Genomic DNA, 18,858 nt, shown 5'->3' on the forward strand with positions numbered 1-18,858 from the left:
CCGTTGAAGCTTCTCCGTACGCTCAAGAGGTGTGCAGTGCTCGGCGCCGTCATGCTCGCGGCAGCCAGTGTCCAACCCGCCTCCGCCACCGCGTCGGCCGCCGGCGCCCCGCCCGTCGTCGGCGGAACCCGCGCCGCCCAGGGGGAGTTCCCCTTCATGGTCCGGCTCTCCATGGGCTGCGGCGGCTCGCTGCTCACCCAGCAGATAGTCCTGACCGCCGCGCACTGTGTGAACGGCTCCGGCAACAACACCAGCATCACCGTCACCGGCGGTGTGGTGGACCTCCAGAGCACCAGCGCGATCAAGGTCAAGTCCACCAAGGTCCTCCAGGCCCCCGGCTACAACGGCACCGGCAAGGACTGGGCGCTGATCAAGCTCGCCACGCCGATCAACCGGGCCACCCTGAAGATCGCCGAGACCACGGCCTACGACAGCGGCACCTTCACCGTCGCCGGCTGGGGCTCGGCCCGCGAGGGCGGCGCCCAGCAGCGCTACCTCCTCAAGGCGACGGTCCCGTTCGTCTCGGACTCCTCCTGCGGACAGTCCTACCCGAGCCTGGTCGACGCGGAGGAGATCTGCGCCGGCTACACCCAGGGCGGCGTCGACACCTGCCAGGGTGACTCCGGCGGCCCGATGTTCCGCCGCGACAACAACAACGAGTGGATCCAGGTCGGCATCGTGAGCTGGGGCCAGGGCTGCGCGCGGCCCAACTACCCCGGCGTCTACGCCCAGGTCTCCCACTTCGCCGCGGACATCAAGGCGGCGGCGGCGACCCTCTGACGAGGACCGTGAACCTCTGACGAGGACCGCGCCCTTCTGACGAGGACCGCGACCGGACGGACCGGACCCGCGACCGGGCCACCCGGGCGGACCGGCCCGCGACCGGACGGACCGACCGGCCCGGCGGACCGGCCCGCGACCCTCCGGCGAGGACCGCGCCCCTCCCACGCGACGCGGACCGCGGGACCCGGCCGGCGGCAGCACCGGCGGGGCAGGTGTCGGACGCTATTAGTCCAACACCTGCCCCGCCTTTGTCCATGGGCGTCCTCCCCCCTCCCGGCGCAGATTGGCCTCTACAGGAATCCCCGTCACCGAGGAGGACGAGCGTGTACGCAAGCGATGCCGGCCCCAGCCGCAGGACCGTGGTGGCGGCCACCGCCCTGGCCGGCGCCTCCGTCGCCGTCGGCGCGCCGTCCGCCGCCCTCGCCGCGCCCCGCGGGGAGACCGTGCTGCGCTCGCCCGATCTGGAGGTCCTGGTCGACAGCGGCTTCCCGCGCGTCGTCTCGTACACCGACCGGGGCACCGGCGCGAAGCTGTACGGGCAGGAGTCGCCGATCGCCTCCGTCCTCATCGACTCGGTGGCCCGCACCCCCGGCGGGGTCACCGCCAGGGCCCGCCGCGACCGGGTCGCGTACACCCTCTCCTTCGGGCCCACCGAGATCGATGTGGAGATCCGGGTCGAGGACCGCCGGGTCCACTGGCGGGTGACCCGGATCGCCGACACCGACGCGCTGCGCGTGGGCACCCTGGAGATCCCGGGGCTGTCCCTGCTCTCCGTCCGCAGCGACCAGCCGGGCGCGGCCCTGCGCGCCGCGCGGATCCAGCTCGACAAGGCGGGCGACGGCGACACCCACATCACCCTCACCCCCGCCACCCCGGCCGAGGCCGCGCCGACCGGCTGCGCCTACGCGGTCCTCTCGCACGACCGGCTCGGCGGCGCGATCGAGACCAACACCGTCTACGACAAGCCCACCGGGGCCGCGGGCACCACCTGGGACAACGGCAGGCTCTGGCGGCAGACGACGGCGGGCGGCGGACACGTCAGCGCCCGGCTCACTCCCGGCCAGTGGACCCACCGCGCGGCCACCGCCCCCGTCGACGCGGTCGAGCCGCTGCCGTACGCCACCGTCGTCATCACCCGTGACCGCAACGGAGACGGCGTCGTCGACTGGCAGGACGCGGCCATCGCCTTCCGCGACATCATGGTCTCCCCGCTGGGGGCCGGGGAGCAGCATCTGCGGGTCGTCCCGCACATCCCCTTCAACTTCGCCTCGCAGGCCACCAACCCCTTCCTCGCCACGCTCGACCAGGTCAAGCGGATCTCCCTGGCGACGGACGGGCTGCGGCAGTACACCCTGCTCAAGGGCTATCAGTCCGAGGGCCACGACTCGGCCCACCCCGACTACGCGGGCAACCACAACCGGCGGGCCGGCGGGCTGGACGATTTGAACACCCTGCTCCGCAGGGGCCGCCGGTGGAACAGCGACTTCGGCGTCCATGTGAACGCGACCGAGTCCTACCCGGTCGCCCGCTCCTTCTCCGAGACCCTCGTCGACAAGAAGAACGAGCAGTGGGACTGGCTCGACCAGTCCTACCGCATCGACCAGCGGCGCGATCTGGTCAGCGGCGACATCGTGCGGCGCTTCGCCGATCTGCGCGCCGAGACCGACCCCGCGCTCAACACGCTCTACATCGACGTCTTCCGCGAGTCCGGCTGGACCTCGGACCGGCTCCAGCGCGCTCTGCGCGACCAGGGCTGGCACATCACCACCGAGTGGGGCCACGGGCTGGAGCGCTCGTCGCTCTGGGCGCACTGGGCCACCGAGGTCGACTACGGCCCCGACTCCTCACGCGGTATCAACTCCCAGCTCATCCGCTTCGTCCGCAACCACCAGAAGGACGTCTTCGCCGACCGCTGGCCCACCCTGCTGGGCATTCCGCGCACCGGGAACTTCGAGGGCTGGGTCGGCAAGACCGACTGGAACACCTTCTACCGGCTGATCTGGACCGAGTCGCTGCCGGCGAAGTACCTCCAGGCGTATCCCATCAAGCGCTGGACCGAGCACGAGATCGCCTTCTTCGGCCCGGGAGCCGTCTCCGTCTCCGACACGGGAGGCGTCCGCCGGATCGAGACCGACGGCCGGACGGTGTACGAGGGAGGCGTCTACCTCCTCCCCTGGGAGCCGCGCCGGGCCCACGACCCCGCCCGGCTCTACCACTACAACCCGGCCGGGGGCGTCACGACATGGCGGCTGCCGCGCGGCTGGGCGGGCGCGTCGAAGGTGGTGCTGTACCGCCTCACCGACCAGGGCCGGGTGTACGAGCGGGAGCTGCCGGTCCGCTCCGGCCGGATCACCGTCGACGCCGAGCCCGATCAGCCGTACGTCGTCCACCGCACCCGGGCCCGGGCCGTCGGGGACCCCGGCTGGGGCGAGGCGACTGGGCTGCACGACCCCGGCTTCAACTCCGGCACGCTGGAGGGCTGGCGGACCGGCGGGCCCGCCTCCGTGCGGCTCAGCTCCCTCGGCGACTACGAACTGGTGATCGCGGCGGGCGCGGCGGCCTGGGCCGGCCAGCGGCTCGAACGGCTCAGGCCCGGCGACTACGCGGCCTCCGTCCAGGTCGAGGTGGGGGAGCGCGCGGGGGAGCGCCGCCGGGCGAGCCTGGAGGTCCGCACGGCCGACGGGGTGACCGCGGCGAACTGGACGGACGTCTCCACGGCCGGCAACTTCGTCGCCGCCGACCGCAAGCACGGCACCCGCTTCCAGCGGATGTTCACCTACTTCACCGTCCCCGAGGGCGGCGGCCCGGTCACCCTCGCCCTGCGCGCGGCGGCCGGGAACGCCCGGGTCCGCTTCGACAATCTGCGGGTCGTCCCGGCGCGGCCGACCCGCAAGGAGGGCGCGCTGGCGTACGAGGACTTCGAGAACGTCCCCCAGGGCTGGGGCGTCTTCGTCAAGGGCGACGCGGGCGGCGCGACCGATCCGCGCACCCATATCGCCCAGCGCCACGCCCCCTTCACCCAGCGCGGCTGGAACGGCAAGGCGATCGACGACGTGATAGACGGCTCCGAGTCGCTGAAGTCACGCGGCGAGAACGAGGGCCTGGTCTACCGGACCGTGCAGCACACGGTCCGCTTCGCGCCGGGCCGCCGCTACCGGGTCTCCTTCCGCTACGAGAACGAGCACGCGGGCCAGTACGCCTGGATCACCGGCGCGGACGACCGCGAGCTGAGCCGTGAGCCGATCCCCGTGGCGACCTCGCCGACCGTGTGGGAGTACGAGTTCACCGCGCCCGACGAGGGCGAGACCTGGGTCGGGCTGCGGAAGGTCGCCGACGCCTGGAAGTCGGAGTTCGTCCTGGACGCCTTCGAGGTCCGCGAGATCTAGGGTCTCGCCCCGACCGGCCCGGGCCCGCGGATCGGGGCCCCGGGCCCTCCCCGGACCGGCCCGTCCCCCCGACGGGCCGCCCGGGCCCGCCCGTCCGCTCCTTCCCCCCCGATGCGGACGGGCGGGCCCACCCATGAACGGGCCCGCCGCCCCGCTCGGTCCGACCCCGTCCGGTCCGTCCGTGTCCTGTCCGTCCCCGTCCGGTACGACCCCGTCCGGTACGACCCCGTCCGGTCACCCGGGATCCGGGGCGATCACCACCGCCTCGCCCGCCGTCTCCAGCTCCAGCACCCACACCTCGTTCTCCCCGGCCCGCAGCACCGGCCCCGGGAGGAAGAGCGAGCGCTGCGGCCCGACGTCCCAGTACCGCCCCAGGCACACCCCGTTCACCCACACGAAACCCCGCCCCCACCCCGCGAGCCGCACCCGGGCGTCCCCGGCCCCGCCCGTCACCCGGGCCGCCGCCCGGTACAGCCCCGCGCCGCCGCCCGGGCCCGGGGCCGGGCGGAACGGAGCCTTGGACACCGACTCCGGCACGAAGGCGGAGAGCCGCAGCCCCCGGGCCCGTACCCCGTGCAGATACTGCCGTTCGTGCAGCACCCCGCCGGTGATCCCCTTCGGCTCGCCCAGCCGGGGGCCGTAGCTGACCCGGCCCAGGGACTCCACCCACAGCTCCACCTCGGCCGGCCCGGCCACCGGCTCCGGGAGCGCGTCCCACTCCTCCGTCAGCGACCCCGCCGGGCGGCCGTCCACATAGGCGGTCGCGCGGTCGCGCAGCCCCGTCACCCGCAGCGGGTACGGGCGGCGCGGCCCCGGCACCCGTACCCGATAGCGCACCAGACCGCGGTCCACGTCCAGCTCCTCGAAGGTCGGCGGCATCGGACTCTCCCGCTCCGGATCGCCGAGCAGCTCCATCACCCCCTCCAGCGGGACCCAGCCGGCCGGCTCCGCCCGCACCGGCCCGGCCAGCGCCGGGGGCGCGGGCGGCACCTCGGGCAGCGGCCCGTCGGCGTACTCGGCCAGCACCTCGCGGAAGCGCCAGAACTTCGCCGTGGGGCGGCCCGCCTCGTCGATCGGCGCGTCGTAGTCGTACGAGGTGACCGTCGGCGCGAGCGCCCGGTCCTGGAGTTCGCCGGTGCGGTTCGCCCCCGCCCAGCCGCCGAAGCTCGTCCCGCCGTGCGCCATGTACACATTGACCGAGGCGCCCAGCCCCAGGATCTCCCGCAGCGCCGCCGCGGCGTCCTCCGCCTCCCGTACCACCGGCTCCTCGCCCCAGTGGTCGAACCAGCCGCACCAGAACTCCATGCACATCAGCGGACCGTCCGGCCGGTGGCGGCGCAGCGTCTCGAAGGCCCGGCGCGCCCCCGAGCCGAAGTTCGCCGTGGCCAGCACCCCCGGCACCGAACCCCCGGTCAGCATGTGGTCCTCGGGGCCGTCCGAGGTGAACAGCGGCACCCGCACCCCGAGGCCGCGCAGCAGCTCCGCCAGCCGCCGCAGGTACTCCCGGTCGCTGCCGTAGCTCCCGTACTCGTTCTCGACCTGCACCATGATCACCGGCCCGCCGCGGTCGATCTGCCGCTCCACCGCCTGCGGCAGCAGCTCCCGGAACCAGTCCGCCACCCGCCCCAGATACTCCTCGTCCGCCGTCCGCACCCGGCTGCCCAGCCGTCCCGTCAGCCAGTGCGGCAGCCCGCCGTTCTCCCACTCGGCGCAGACGTACGGGCCGGGCCGCACGATCGCCCACAGCCCGGCCCGGTGCGCCGCGTCCAGGAAACGGCCGAGCGCCCCCGGGTCCGCGAACCGCCCGGGCGCGGGCTCGTGCAGATTCCAGGGGACGTACGTCTCGACGCAGTTGAGCCCCATCGCCCGCAGCATCGCCAGCCGGTGGTCCCACTGCGCCTCGTGCACCCGGAAGTAGTGCAGCGCGCCCGACAGCAGCCGCACCGGCCGCCCGTCCAGCTCGAAATCCTTCTCACCCACGCCGAAATCCGCCATTCCACCACCATCGTCCTCTGGCGGCGGACCGGTCCATGGACAAAGATCGGCGCTGTTTGGACACAAACGCGCAGGACTTGTCCGGGGGCGCGAACAGGCTCAGGGACGAGTCCCCGTACACATGCACACGTACACCTGTGTACGCACATATGCGCACGCGCACACAGGCACACAGGCACACAGGCACGCAGGCACGCAGGCACGCAGGCACGCAGGCACACAGGCACACAGGCACACAGGCACACAGGCACACGCACGCAAGCACACGCACACGCACAAGCGCGCAAGCACACGCACGCGCCGGCCCGAGCGCCGGCCACCGGAGTAGGGGCGACGGCGGATGTACCACACCTGGATGCGCTACTTCACCCCCAGCCCGCTCCACCACCGCCTCGGACTCGTCTGCCTCGGCGTCGGCCTCCAGCACGGCGCGCTCCCCGCCGTCGGCCCCCGCGTCCTGGACCACCATGTCGCCGTCGTCATCAGCGCGGGCAGCGGCTGGCTGTGCACCCCCGACGGACGGCGCACCGCCGTCGTCGCGCCCGCCCTGATCTGGATCACCCCCGGCGTACCGCACCACTACGGCTGCGACCCCGGCGGCTGGGACGAGAGCTTCGTCGACTTCGACGGACCCGCCACCGCCGCCTACACCGAACTCGGCTACATCGACGCCGACCGCAGCGTCGTCCCCCTCTCCGACACCGCCGGGCCGCGCGCCGCCGTCGGCCGGATAGCCCGCGCCGCCCGGCGCGGCAACCCGCTGCTGGAGGTCGAGACCGCCGCCGCCGTCCACGAACTCCTCGTCGCGCTGCGCCGGGCCCGCGCCGACACCGACCCGGCGGGGGACCCCGTCCTGGCCGCCCTCGCCCGCGACGCCTTCCTCCCGCTCTCCGTCGCCGAGCACGCCGCCCGCCACCGGATGACCGCCGCCGAGCTGCGCGCCGCCGTCCGCCGGGGCGCGGGGTGCAGCCCCAAGGACTATCTGCTCTCCATCCGCCTCGGCCGCGCCAAGGAACTCCTCGCCGCCACCGAACTGCCCGTCGCCGCCGTCGCCCGCCGCGTCGGCTACGAGGACCCCGCCTACTTCTCCCGGCTCTTCACCCGCCGTGTCGGATCCGCTCCGGTCCGCTTCCGCGCACAGCAGGCGCGCGCCGTGCCCGGCGGCTGGAGCGACCGTGTCCCAGACCCTGACCATCCGCCGACGATCGCCACGCCGTCCACGTAAGCTCGGCGTCCATGACCACCAGGGACATCGACACCAGCGTCCGAGCCGAGCTGGACCGGCTGCGCGGGAGCATCGACAACATCGACGCCGCCGTCGTGCACATGCTCGCCGAGCGTTTCAAGTGCACCCAGCAGGTCGGGCTGCTCAAGGCGCAGCACCAGCTGCCGCCCGCGGACCCCGAGCGCGAGGCCCGCCAGATCGACCGGCTGCGCCAGCTCGCCGAGAGCGCGAAGCTCGACCCGGCGTTCGCCGAGAAACTGCTCACCTTCATCATCGCCGAGGTCATCCGGCACCACGAGACCATCGCGGCCAATCCGGACGCTCCCGATCCGCGATACGACGGCTGAGGGCCGTCCCGGACCGCCGCCCGGACCCGGGTGCTCGCGTGCGCTCAGAGCGGAACCGATACCCCGTGTGCTCGGCGGCTCTCATCAGGCAGCATGGCCTTCATGTCCGTACTCACGCGCGACGAAGCGCAGAACCGAGCCCAGCTTCTCGACGTCCACCGGTACACGGTCGAGCTCGATCTGACCCTGGGGGCCGAGGTTCCTCCCGAATCATCCGCGACCGGAGAAGAGGTCTTCGGCTCCCGCACCGTCATACACTTCACCGCCCGCGCGGACGGGGACACCTTCGTCGAGGTCAAGCCGGCGGTACTGCACTCCATCGCGCTGGACGGACAGCCGCTCGACCCCGCCCTGCTCGACGGGAACCGCTTCCCGCTCCCCGCGCTGAGCGCGGGCGAGCACGAGCTGACCGTCACGGCGGACATGCGCTATTCGCGCACCGGCGAGGGCATGCACCGCTTCACCGACCCCTCCGACGGTGAGACCTACGTCTACACCCAGCTCTTCATGGAGGACGTCCAGCGCGTCTTCGCCGCCTTCGACCAGCCCGACCTCAAGGCCGTCTTCGCGCTGACCGTGAAGGCCCCCGAGGGCTGGACCGTACTGGGCAACGGCATCGCCGCCGACGACGGCCACGGCGTCTGGACCTGCGCGCCGACCCCGCCGCTCGCCACCTACTTCATGGCCGTCGCGGCCGGACCCTGGCACTCGATCCGCACCGAGCACGCCGGGCTCCCCTTCGGCCTGCACTGCCGCCGCTCGCTCGCCGAGCACCTCGACGCCGACGCCGAAGAGCTGTTCGAGATCACTCGCCAGTGCTACGACCGGTACCACGAGAAGTTCGAGGAGCCGTACCCCTTCGACTCGTACGACCAGGCCTTCGTCCCCGAGTTCAACGCGGGCGCGATGGAGAACCCCGGCCTGGTCACCTTCCGGGACGAGTTCGTCTACCGCTCCGCCGTCACCGACACCGAGCGGCAGACCCGGGCCATGGTCATCGCCCACGAGATGGCCCACATGTGGTTCGGCGACCTCGTCACCATGGTCTGGTGGGACGACCTCTGGCTCAACGAGTCCTTCGCCGAGTACATGGGCTTCCAGATCCTCACCGAGGCCACCCGCTTCACCGACACCTGGGTCGACTTCGCCGTCAACCGCAAGGGCTGGGGGTACGACGCCGACCAGCGGCCCTCCACCCACCCCGTCGCCCCCGACCCGGAGGCCGTCCCCGACACCGCCTCGGCGATGCTCAACTTCGACGGCATCTCCTACGCCAAGGGGGCCTCCGCGCTGCGGCAGCTGGTGACCTGGATGGGGGAGAAGGACTTCCTCGCCGGGATCAACACCCACTTCGCCCGGCACAGGTTCGGCAACGCCACCCTCGCCGACTTCATCGACTCCCTCGCCCAGGCCACCGATCGCGACGTCCACGGCTGGGCCGAGACCTGGCTGCGGACCACCGGCGTCGACACCCTGCGGCCCGCGGTCGCCGAGGCCGGCGGCTCCTGGTCGCTCACCGTCGCCCAGGACGGCACGAGGCCGCACCGCGTCGCCGTCGGCGCGTACGACATCGACCCCGTCGACGACACCCGGCTGATCCCGCGCGGGCGCTTCGAGCTGGACGTGCCGCACGGCGAGTCCGGCACGCACCCCGGCCGCCGCCCCGCCCTCGTCGTCCTCAACGACAACGACACCACCTACGCCAAGATCCGCTTCGACGCCGCCTCCTGGGACGCCGTCACCGCCGTCCTCTCCCGCGTCCCCGACCCGCTGACCCGAGCCGTCGTCTGGAACGCGGCCCGGGACATGGTCCGCGACGGCGAACTCGCCCCCAAGGACTATCTGGCGGCCGCCGCCGCGCATCTGCCGCGCGAGTCCGACCTCGCGATCGTCCAGGGCGTCCTCGGCTTCGCCCGGTCCGAGATCGCCGACCGCTTCAGCCCCGCCGACGACAGGCCCGCGGCGCTCGCCGCGATCAGGGACATCTGCCGCGCGCTGCTGCGCCGCACCGAGGACGGCAGCGACGCCGGGCTCCGGCTGATCGCGGTACGCCACTGCATCGCCGCGGCGGCCCAGCCCGAGACCATCCAGGAGTGGCTCTCCGACGGCAGCGTCACCGGCGGGCCGGAGCTGGACCCCGAGCTGCGCTGGCGGATCCTCTACCGCCTCGCCGTCCTCGGCGCGACCGACGAGCGGGCCATCGCCGCCGAACTGGAGCTGGACCCCAGCGCCACCGGGCGCGAGGGGGCCGCCCGCTGCCGGGCCGCGCTGCCCGATCCGCAGGCCAAGGCGGCGGCCTGGGAGCAGCTCTTCAGCTCCGACTCCGTCTCCAACTACCTCTTCACCGCCGCGGCCCAGGGGTTCTGGCAGCCGGAACAGGCCGACCTCGTACGCGAGTACATCCCGCGCTTCTTCCCCGCCGCCGTCGACCTCGCCGCGCGCCGCGGCCCCGCCATCGCCGAGGCCGCGGGCCGCCACGCCTTTCCGGCGCACGCCGTGGACGCCGAGACCCTCGAACTCGGCGAGCGCTGTCTGCGCGAGGCCGAGATGATCCCGGCCCTCCGCCGCAAACTCTCCGACCAACTCGCCGACCTCCACCGCGCCCTCCCCATCCGCACCCCCTAACCCTCCCCTCCCTCTCTCCCCTCCCACCCCTCCCGCCCCGGCACCCCCTGCCGGGGCGTTCCCTTCTCCACATCCACGCCCCCCACCTCCGTCGCCCGGGTCCGTCCTCAATCGCCGGACGGGCTGGTTTTTGCCTGCTGTCCGGTCGTCGGGTTTCCGGTCCGGTGGGGATGCCGACGCGCGTGCATCCCATCTCTGTCGCCGTTTGAGGCGCGGGCCGGGCCACCCTCACCCCCAGCCCCGCCTGGCGATTGAGGCGCGAGAATCCCAGCCTCGCCGGCGTTTGAGGCGCGGGGTTCGGGGCGGAGCCCCGGGAGGGCCCGGGCGTTCGTTCGCTGTGCGTGCTTGGGGTGCGGGTCCGTCCTCAATCGCCGGACGGGCTGGTTTTTGCCTGCTGTCCGGACGTCGGGTCTCTGGTCCGGTGGGGACGTCGACGCGGGTGAATCCCAGCTCTGTCGCCGTTTGAGTCACGGGCCGGGCCACCCTCACCCCCAGCCCCGCCGGCGTTTGAGGCGCGGGGCGGCCCGCGCCATCACCCAGACTCAGCCTCGCCGGCGTTTGAGGCGCCGGGTCCGGGGCGGAGCCCCGGGGAGGGGTGCCGATACCAGGGGCGGCCCCACTCGTTGAGCACGGCAGAGTCCACCTCCACCCCTCCGGGAGGAGAACCCCCCGTGCCCACCCTCTCCGGAGGCCCCTCAGGACCCGACGCCCTCCGCCCCCTCCTCCGCACCGTGCTCGACGCCCTCCGCGAGGGCGCGACCGAGCGCCGGGGCCCCCTCCCCGCGGGCGGGCCGGACCGCGTCGACGCCCTGGTCCGCGGCGCGGCCGACCCCGTACTCCCCGATCGCGGCGACGGCCCGCACCAGGCCCTGCACCGCCTGGTGCACGCCCTCGCCCTGGGCTCCGCCGACCCCGCGCACCCCCACTGCGCCGCCCATCTCCACCCCCCGCCCCTCGCCCTCGCCGTCGCGGCCGATCTCGCCGCCTCCGCGCTCAACCCGTCCCTGGACTCCTGGGACCAGGCCCCCGCCGCCTCCGCGCTGGAGCGGACCGTCACCCGGACCCTCGCCGCCGAGGTCTACCCCCGCGCCCCCGCCCCCGACGCCCTCGTCACCACCGGCGGCACCGAGTCCAACCAGCTCGCCCTGCTCCTCGCCCGGGAGCGCCACGGCCCGGTCCGGACCGTCTGCGGGGCCTCGGCCCACCACTCCGTACGCCGCGCCGCCTGGCTGCTCGGACTGCCCGAGCCCCACACCGTCCCCGACGCCCGGGGCCTGGACCCGGACGCCCTCCACACCGCGCTCGACGGCCTCCCCGGCCCCCACCTCGTCGTCGCCACCGCCGGCACCACCGACACCGGCCGTATCGACCCGCTCCCGGCCGTCGCCGACCGCTGCGCCCAGCACCGCGCCGAGCTGCACATCGACGCCGCCTACGGAGGCGGGCTCCTCTTCAGCGCCCGCCACCGCCCCCTCCTCGCCGGACTCGACCGCGCCGACTCCGTCACCCTCGATCTGCACAAGCTCGGCTGGCAGCCGGTCGCCGCCGGACTCTTCGCGGTCGCCGACCGCGCCCGCCTCGCCCCGCTCGCCCTCACCGCCGACTACCTCAACGCCGACGACGACACCGAGGCCGGACTCCCCGATCTCCTCGGCCGCTCCCCGCGCACCACCCGCCGGCCCGACATCCTCAAGATCGCCGTCACCCTCAGGGCCCTCGGCCGTGAGGGGCTCGCCGCGCTGGTGGACCAAGTGCTCGCCACCGCCCGCCGCTTCGCCGCGCTGATCGAGGCCCGCCCCGGGCTGGAGCTGTGGGAGCCGCCCGCCCTCGCCACCGTCCTCTTCCGCCCCGCCGGCGCCCCCGACGACGAGGTCGCCCGGATCCGCCGCGCCCTCCTCGCCGACGGGCGCGCCGTCCTCGGCCGGGCCCGCGCCGACGGCCGGCTGTGGCTCAAGGCGACCCTTCTCAACCCTCACGCCACCCCCGGCGACCTGAGGCGACTGATCGAACTCGTGGAAGGAAGCACCTCCGATGACCGCCCTGCCCACAGCCGAACCCGACCAGCCCCATGACCTCGTGGGCATCGGCATCGGCCCCTTCAACCTCTCCCTCGCCGCCCTCGCCCACGGCGTCCCCGGCGGCCTCGCCACCGCCTTCTTCGAGCGCCGCCGCCGCTTCAGCTGGCACCCGGGGCTCCTGATCGACGGCACCACCCTCCAAGTCCCCTTCCTCGCCGACCTGGTCACCCTCGCCGACCCCGCGAGCCCCTGGAGCTTTCTGCGCTACCTCCGCTCGCGCGAGCGCCTCTACCCCTTCTACTTCGCCCAGAGCTTCCACATCCACCGCGCCGAGTACGACGCCTACTGCCGCTGGGTCAGCGACAGCCTCCCCGGCCTCCACTTCGCCCACCAGGTCGACGCGGTCCGCTGGAACGGCGCGCACGAGCTGTTCGAGGTCGACTTCTCCCGGCTGGACCTCGACGGCGAGGTGGAGGCCGTCGGCCGCACCCACGCCCGCAACATCGTGCTCGGCCTGGGCAGCGAACCGTACGTACCCGACGCGCTGAGACCCTTGGCCGACGCCTTCTCCGTGCCGGTCGTCCACTCCAGCGACTATCTCGACCACCGCGCCCGGCTGCTCGCCGCCGGCCATGTCACCGTCGTCGGCTCGGGCCAGTCGGGGGCCGAGGTCTTCCTCGATCTGCTCCGCCGCCGCCCCCCGGGGGCCGAGCGGATCCACTGGCTCTCCCGGACCGAGTCCTTCGCCCCCATGGAGTACTCCAAGCTGGGCCTGGAGCACTTCACCCCCGACTACACCCGCTACTTCCGCACCCTGCCGGAGGAGACCCGGGACCGGCTCGTGCCCCGGCAGTGGCAGCTCCACAAGGGCATCGACGCCCAGACCATCGCCGCCATCCACGAGGAGCTGTACCGCCGCTCCCTGCACGGCGGCTGGCCGGACGCCGTCCTCACCCCGGGAGTGACCGTCCGCACCGCCGGCCGGATCGCCACCACCAAGGTCGAACTGCATCTGGAGCACCTCCAGCAGGCCACCCGCTCCTGCCTCACCACCGACGCCGTGGTCCTCGCCACCGGCTACCGCGAGCGCCCGCCCGGCGCGATGCTCGCCGGACTGGAGCCCTATCTGCGACGGGACTCCGCCGGGCGCCCGCGGGTCGACGCCGAGTACCGGCTGGTGCTCGACGAGCGGATCACCGGCGCGGTCCATGTGCAGAACGCGGAGACCCACACCCACGGCGTCGGCGCCCCCGACCTCGGCCTCGCCGCCTGGCGCAGCGCCGCCATCCTCAACTCGCTCACGGGCAAGGCGCCCTATCCGATGCCGCGCCGCACCGCCTTCACCAGCTTCGGCCTGGACCGCCCCGAGGCCGCCCCGGACCTCCGCGACCGGCCCGCCGCCCTCACCCCTCTCGCCCCGGTCGTCTGAGCACCGCCCCCGGCGCGTTCCCCGCCCCGCCGTCGCCGTCTGCGACAGTGTGCGTACGCCCACACCGTACGAGGGAGCCACCGTGACCACCGACGCATCCGCACCCGCAGCCCCGCACGGACCGTCCGCCGCGCCCTACGGCACCCCCGAGACCCCGCGTGTCGCGGTCATCGGGGAGGCCCGTCTCGAAGTCGACCCCGAGATCGCCCGGATCGGCGTCGTCGTCAGCGCGCGCGGCGCCGACCGGCGCGGCGCGCTCGACGATCTCACCCGCCGCAACGCCGCCGTGCTGGAGCTGATCAAGTCCTACGGCGAGGCGGTGGAGAAGCTGGAGACCGGGGCCTTCTCGATCAGCCCCCAGCTCACCCGGCACGGGCGCGGCGAGCGGGTGCGGGCGTATCACGGCAGTGTCCGCATCACCGCCGAGCTGGGCGACTTCACCGCGCTGGGCGAGCTGACCACGCGTCTCGCGGATCTGGAGCTGACCCAGGTGGACGGTCCCTGGTGGGCGCTGCGCCCGGACTCGCCGGCGCACGGCGAGGCCCGTCGTACGGCGGTGCGGGAGGCGGTGCAGCGGGCCCGTGAGTACGCCGGGGCGCTGGGGGCGCGGCTGGCCGCGCTGGTGGAGCTGGCGGATCTGGGCGCGGAGAACACGGCTCCGTACGGCGGCCCGGTCCCGGGGACCATGCGCGTCGCGGCCTTCGCGGGCGCGGAATCGGTCGAATCGGCGCCCGCGCTCGATCTCGAACCGCAGCGCCAGACGGTCTACGCCCAGGTCACCGCGCGCTTCACGATGACCCCGCCCGCCTTGTGACCGGACCGCCGCGCGGGGCCCCCGGCCGGAGTGGAATTGCTCATCGGAGCGGCCCTGCGCACAATTCAACACTTGTCAACAGCCTTTCATGCAAAGGTTGTTGAGTAGTCATGCCCGGCCAATTCTCTACCGGTCGGTAAGGCATAGTCTCGGTTCATGCGCCGAGCGAAAATCGTCTGTACTCTGGGCCCAGCCACCGACTCATACGACCAGATCAAGGCATTGGTCGAGGCCGGAATGGACGTGGCCCGCTTCAATCTCAGCCATGGCTCGTACGCGGATCACGAGGATCGGTACCACCGGGTGCGCAAGGCGTCCGACGAGACCGGCCGCAGCGTCGGAATCCTGGCCGACCTTCAAGGCCCGAAGATTCGGCTGGGCCGGTTCCGCGAAGGGCCCGTACTCCTTGAACGCGGCGATGAGTTCACCATCACCGTCGAGGACGTCGAGGGCGACCGCGCGGTCTGCGGCACCACCTATCCGGGGCTGACCGGCGACGTCGCCGCGGGCGAGCGCATTCTCGTGGACGACGGCAAGGTCACCCTGGAGGTGACCGGGGTCGAGGGCCCCCTGGTGCGCACCACTGTCATCGAGGGCGGCATGGTCTCCGACCACAAGGGGCTGAATCTCCCCGGGGTCGCGGTCTCCGTCCCGGCCCTGTCCGAGAAGGACGTCGAGGATCTCCGCTGGGCGCTGCGCATCGGCGCGGACATCGTCGCCCTGTCCTTCGTCCGCAGCGGGCGGGACGTGGAGGACGTGCACCGGATCATGGACGAGGAGGGCCGCCGGGTCCCGGTGATCGCCAAGGTGGAGAAGCCGCAGGCCGTCGAGAACATCGACGACATCGTGGCCGCCTTCGACGGTGTGATGGTGGCCCGCGGCGACCTCGGCGTCGAGATGCCGCTGGAGCAGGTGCCGATCGTCCAGAAGCGGGCGGTCAAGCTCGCCCGGCGCAACGCCAAGCCGGTCATCGTCGCCACCCAGATGCTGGACTCGATGATCGAGAACTCCCGCCCCACCCGCGCCGAGGCGTCCGACGTGGCCAACGCGATCATCGACGGCACCGACGCGGTGATGCTCTCCGGCGAGACCAGCGTGGGCAAGTACCCGGTGGAGACGGTGCGGACGATGAGCCGGATCGTGGAGGCGGCCGAGGAGGATGTGCTCGCCAAGGGGCTGCCGCCGCTGAACGAGCGGAACAAGCCGCGTACGCAGGGCGGCGCGGTGGCCCGCGCGGCGGCGGAGATGGGCGACTTCCTGGGCGCGAAGTCCCTGGTGGCCTTCACCCAGTCCGGAGACACGGTCAAGCGGCTCTCCCGCTACCGTTCGCCGATTCCGCTGCTGGCGTTCACCCCGGATCCGGCCACCCGCTCCGAGCTGACCCTGACCTGGGGCGTCGAGACCTTCCTCGGGCCGCAGGTGGACTCCACCGACGCGATGGTGGCCCAGGTGGACGAGGAGCTGCTCAAGATCGGCCGCTGCGAGCGGGGCGACATCGTGGTGATCACGGCGGGATCGCCGCCCGGAGTCGCGGGCTCCACCAATCTGGTCCGGGTGCACCACATCGGCGAGGACGAACTGCCCGGATAACGCGCTGAGGCCCCTCGAAAGAGGGGCCTCGGTCATGACCTTGGAAATCCAGGTAAAGTACCCCGGGTGGGATTCGAACCCACGCTGGATGGTGTTTGAGACCACTGCCTCTACCGCTGGGCTACCGGGGTGCCCTTGGAAACGAAGGATGGCGGGCACCCTTCGTGCCCCAACCATACAGGAGCTGGGTAGTCTCATGGGGAGCACCCTGCCTTGGAATGAGGAGTCCCGTGAGCGCCCCCGACTCGCCCCAGCCCGTCTCCGACGACGATCCGTCGCACGCCGACGAGGACACGTCGCACATTCCTCCGCTGACGACCCGTGTGGTGATCGCGGAGGACGAGGCCCTCATCCGGCTCGACCTCAAAGAGATGCTGGAGGAGGAGGGGTACGCGGTCGTCGGCGAGGCGGGCGACGGCCTGCGGGCCGTCGAACTCGCCCGTGAGCACCGCCCCGACCTCGTCATCCTCGATGTGAAGATGCCCGTCCTCGACGGCATCTCCGCCGCCGAGAAGATCGCCGAGGAGTCCATCGCCCCCGTGCTGATGCTGACCGCCTTCTCCCAGCGCGATCTGGTCGAGCGGGCCCGCGACGCCGGAGCGATGGCGTATCTCGTCAAGCCGTTCAGCAAGAGCGACGTGGTGCCCGCCATCGAGATGGCCGTCTCCCGCTTCACCGAGCTGAAGGCCCTGGAGAAGGAGGTCGCCGACCTCTCCCAGCGGCTGGAGACCCGCAAGCTGGTGGACCGGGCCAAGTCCGTTCTCCAGACGGAGTACGGACTCACCGAGCCGGCCGCGTTCCGCTGGATCCAGAAGACCTCGATGGACCGCCGGCTCTCCATGCAGCAGGTCGCCGAGGCCGTCATCCAGGACGCCGAGGAGAAGAAGGCGGCCAAGGGCCAGTAGCCCCCGCCGCTTCCGCACGACCGGGGCCCGAGGCCCCGCCCCGTACCCCGTACACGCACAGCAGGGCCCGTACCCCCTCACCGGGGGCACGGGCCCTGCTCGTCGTGCGGGTCCGGATCAGTCCTCGCCGAGATAGGCCTTGCGGACCGACTCGTCCACCAGCAGATCCCGTCCCGGACCGGAGAGCACGATGCTCCCGACCTCCATCACATGCCCCTGATCGGCGAGCGAGAGCGCGGCCTGGGCGTTCTGCTCGACCAGCAGAATCGTGGTGCCCTGGGCCTTCAGCTCGGTGATCGTCGACATGATCTTCTGCATCATGATCGGGGAGAGCCCCATGGACGGCTCGTCGAGCATCAGCAGCTTCGGCCGGGACATCAGCGCCCGCCCCATCGCCAGCATCTGCTGCTCGCCGCCCGAGAGGGTGCCCGCCGCCTGCTTGCTGCGCTCGCCCAGAATCGGGAACAGCTCGTACGCGCGCTGGACGTCCTTCTCGATCCCCGCCTTGTCGGACCGGAGGAACGCCCCGAGCTGGAGATTCTCGCCGATCGTCAGCCGGGGGAAGATGTGCCGGCCCTCGGGGGAGTGGGCGAGCCCCAGCGCGACGATCTTGTGCGCCGGGACCGAGCCCAGCGGTTTGCCGTCGAAGACGATCCGCCCCGACGAGGGCTTCAGCAGCCCGGAGAGCGTGCGCAAGGTGGTGGTCTTGCCCGCGCCGTTGGTGCCGATCAGGGTCACCACCTGCCCGGCCTCGACCTGGAAGGAGATCCCCTTCACCGCCTCGATCTTGCCGTACGCGACCCTGAGGTCCTCGACCTCCAGCAGTGCGGTCACTGGGCTTCCCCCTCCGGGCTGGTGCCGGCGCCGGACTCCCGGCCGGTGCCGGCGGCGCTCTGGGCCTCGGCCGCCTCGACCTCGGCGACCTCCGCCGCGCCCGGCGCCCCCTCGAAGGGGGTGCCGAGATACGCGGCCACGACCCGCTCGTCTCCCTGGACCGCCTCCGGGGTCCCCTCGACCAGTTTCACGCCCTGGACGAGACAGGCCACCCGGTCGCAGAGATTGAAGATGAAGCGCATGTCGTGCTCGATGACGAGAATCGCGATGCCCTGGTCCCGGATGGCGAAGATCAGCTCCTCGGCCGCCCGGGTCTCCTGCGGATTCATCCCGGCCGTCGGCTCGTCGAGCAGCAACAGCCCCGGATCGCTCGCCAGCGCCCGCGCGATCTCCAGCTTCCGCTGCTCGCCGTAGGGCAGATTGCGGGCCAGATGATCGGCCTTGTGCTCCAGACCGATGAACTCCAGCAGCTCCATGGCGCGTTCGTGCGAGGCGGCCTCGGCCCGCTTGAAGCCCGGGCCGCGCACCAGCGCGGACCAGAGCCCCTCCTTGGTCCGGGTGTGCCGTCCCACCAGCACATTCTCCAGCACCGTCATATTGGAGAAGAGCCGGATGTTCTGGAAGGTGCGCGCCACCCCCGCCTGGGTGACCAAATGCGGCTTGGGCGGCAGCACACCGCCCCGGTAGGCGACCCTCCCCTCGGTCGGCACATACAGACCGGTGAGGCAGTTGAAGAAGGTGGTCTTGCCCGCGCCGTTGGGACCGATGAGACCGACGATCTCGCCCGCCCCGACCGTGAGGTCCACCGAGTTGACGGCGACCAGACCGCCGAACCTCATGGTGACCCCGGTGGCCTCCAGCACGGGCGCGGCCGGGGGGCCGCCGGTGGTGGTGGTCGTCATGACGT

At 72.6% G+C, this 18,858-nt stretch carries 13 protein-coding genes and 1 tRNA gene; 10 read left to right on the forward strand and 4 right to left on the reverse strand.

Translation table 11 applies throughout. The features are described 5' to 3' along the window. The first annotated feature begins 51 nt into the window (after positions 1 to 51). A complete protein-coding gene (locus tag ACF089_RS15340; RefSeq protein ID WP_392026465.1) occupies positions 52 to 780 on the forward strand; it encodes a S1 family peptidase in 729 nt (242 codons plus the stop codon). A gap of 257 nt (positions 781 to 1,037) precedes the next feature. Next, positions 1,038 to 4,169 carry an endo-alpha-N-acetylgalactosaminidase family protein gene (locus ACF089_RS15345; RefSeq protein WP_392026258.1) on the forward strand — a complete coding sequence of 1,044 codons (3,132 nt, stop codon included), beginning with the start codon at positions 1,038 to 1,040 and terminating at the stop codon, positions 4,167 to 4,169. 234 nt (positions 4,170 to 4,403) lie between these two features. Here ACF089_RS15345 and ACF089_RS15350 read toward each other — a convergent pair whose 3' ends face one another. After that, positions 4,404 to 6,164: a beta-galactosidase family protein gene (locus ACF089_RS15350; RefSeq protein ID WP_392026260.1), complete on the reverse strand. Its 1,761-nt coding sequence runs from the start codon at positions 6,162 to 6,164 to the stop codon at positions 4,404 to 4,406. Between the two features lie 340 nt (positions 6,165 to 6,504). Between ACF089_RS15350 and ACF089_RS15355 the strand changes: the two genes are divergently transcribed. The 7 genes from ACF089_RS15355 (at position 6,505) to pyk (ending at position 16,212) form a co-directional block, all read left to right on the forward strand. Beyond that, a complete protein-coding gene (locus tag ACF089_RS15355; RefSeq protein ID WP_392026262.1) occupies positions 6,505 to 7,389 on the forward strand; it encodes a helix-turn-helix domain-containing protein in 885 nt (294 codons plus the stop codon). Positions 7,390 to 7,400: 11 nt separating this feature from the next. Beyond that, complete coding sequence (locus tag ACF089_RS15360; RefSeq protein ID WP_392026263.1) at positions 7,401 to 7,736, forward strand: chorismate mutase; 336 nt, start codon at positions 7,401 to 7,403, stop codon at positions 7,734 to 7,736. Positions 7,737 to 7,838: 102 nt separating this feature from the next. Then, positions 7,839 to 10,361, forward strand: a complete 2,523-nt coding sequence (gene pepN, locus ACF089_RS15365) for an aminopeptidase N (protein ID WP_392026265.1) — start codon at positions 7,839 to 7,841, stop codon at positions 10,359 to 10,361. 671 nt (positions 10,362 to 11,032) lie between these two features. Continuing rightward, positions 11,033 to 12,433: a pyridoxal phosphate-dependent decarboxylase family protein gene (locus tag ACF089_RS15370; protein ID WP_392026266.1), complete on the forward strand. Its 1,401-nt coding sequence runs from the start codon at positions 11,033 to 11,035 to the stop codon at positions 12,431 to 12,433. Continuing rightward, entirely contained in the window at positions 12,393 to 13,808 is a 1,416-nt protein-coding gene (locus ACF089_RS15375) for a lysine N(6)-hydroxylase/L-ornithine N(5)-oxygenase family protein (RefSeq protein WP_392026268.1), read from the forward strand. The genes ACF089_RS15370 and ACF089_RS15375 overlap by 41 nt, the downstream gene beginning before the upstream one ends. Positions 13,809 to 13,890: 82 nt before the next feature. Then, positions 13,891 to 14,622, forward strand: a complete 732-nt coding sequence (locus ACF089_RS15380; RefSeq protein ID WP_392026269.1) for an SIMPL domain-containing protein — start codon at positions 13,891 to 13,893, stop codon at positions 14,620 to 14,622. A 156-nt stretch (positions 14,623 to 14,778) separates the two neighbouring features. Then, positions 14,779 to 16,212 (forward strand): pyruvate kinase, encoded by a 1,434-nt coding sequence (pyk, locus tag ACF089_RS15385; RefSeq protein ID WP_392026271.1) that lies wholly within the window; start codon positions 14,779 to 14,781, stop codon positions 16,210 to 16,212. A gap of 58 nt (positions 16,213 to 16,270) precedes the next feature. Here the strand turns inward: pyk and ACF089_RS15390 are convergent. After that, positions 16,271 to 16,343 (reverse strand) — tRNA-Leu (locus tag ACF089_RS15390). A 99-nt stretch (positions 16,344 to 16,442) separates the two neighbouring features. On the opposite strand from ACF089_RS15390, the gene ACF089_RS15395 reads away from it, so the two are divergent. Further along, positions 16,443 to 17,117, forward strand: coding sequence for an ANTAR domain-containing response regulator (locus tag ACF089_RS15395; protein ID WP_392026273.1), 675 nt, complete (start codon positions 16,443 to 16,445; stop codon positions 17,115 to 17,117). Positions 17,118 to 17,234: 117 nt separating this feature from the next. Here ACF089_RS15395 and ACF089_RS15400 read toward each other — a convergent pair whose 3' ends face one another. Both ACF089_RS15400 and ACF089_RS15405 read right to left on the reverse strand, forming a co-directional pair. Then, the gene (locus tag ACF089_RS15400) at positions 17,235 to 17,951 is read right to left on the reverse strand and encodes an ABC transporter ATP-binding protein (protein ID WP_392026275.1); all 717 of its coding nucleotides are present in this window, start codon (positions 17,949 to 17,951) and stop codon (positions 17,235 to 17,237) included. Then, positions 17,948 to 18,853 (reverse strand): ABC transporter ATP-binding protein, encoded by a 906-nt coding sequence (locus ACF089_RS15405; protein WP_392026467.1) that lies wholly within the window; start codon positions 18,851 to 18,853, stop codon positions 17,948 to 17,950. Before ACF089_RS15405 ends, ACF089_RS15400 begins: the two co-directional genes overlap by 4 nt. Positions 18,854 to 18,858 lie beyond the last annotated feature (5 nt).

Origin of the sequence: Streptomyces sp. NPDC014894 (genome assembly GCF_043080985.1) — a bacterium.
GTDB lineage: Bacteria > Actinomycetota > Actinomycetes > Streptomycetales > Streptomycetaceae > Streptomyces.

Bases quoted from the DNA above. Each gene is read 5' to 3' on its own strand.
- ACF089_RS15340 (WP_392026465.1), top strand. From the start codon at position 52: ATGCTCGCGGCAGCCAGTGTCCAACCCGCCTCCGCCACCGCGTCGGCC.
- ACF089_RS15345 (WP_392026258.1), top strand. From the start codon at position 1,038: ATGGGCGTCCTCCCCCCTCCCGGCGCAGATTGGCCTCTACAGGAATCC.
- ACF089_RS15350 (WP_392026260.1), bottom strand. From the start codon at position 6,164: ATGGCGGATTTCGGCGTGGGTGAGAAGGATTTCGAGCTGGACGGGCGG.
- ACF089_RS15355 (WP_392026262.1), top strand. From the start codon at position 6,505: ATGTACCACACCTGGATGCGCTACTTCACCCCCAGCCCGCTCCACCAC.
- ACF089_RS15360 (WP_392026263.1), top strand. From the start codon at position 7,401: ATGACCACCAGGGACATCGACACCAGCGTCCGAGCCGAGCTGGACCGG.
- pepN (WP_392026265.1), top strand. From the start codon at position 7,839: ATGTCCGTACTCACGCGCGACGAAGCGCAGAACCGAGCCCAGCTTCTC.
- ACF089_RS15375 (WP_392026268.1), top strand. From the start codon at position 12,393: ATGACCGCCCTGCCCACAGCCGAACCCGACCAGCCCCATGACCTCGTG.
- pyk (WP_392026271.1), top strand. From the start codon at position 14,779: ATGCGCCGAGCGAAAATCGTCTGTACTCTGGGCCCAGCCACCGACTCA.
- ACF089_RS15405 (WP_392026467.1), bottom strand. From the start codon at position 18,853: ATGACGACCACCACCACCGGCGGCCCCCCGGCCGCGCCCGTGCTGGAG.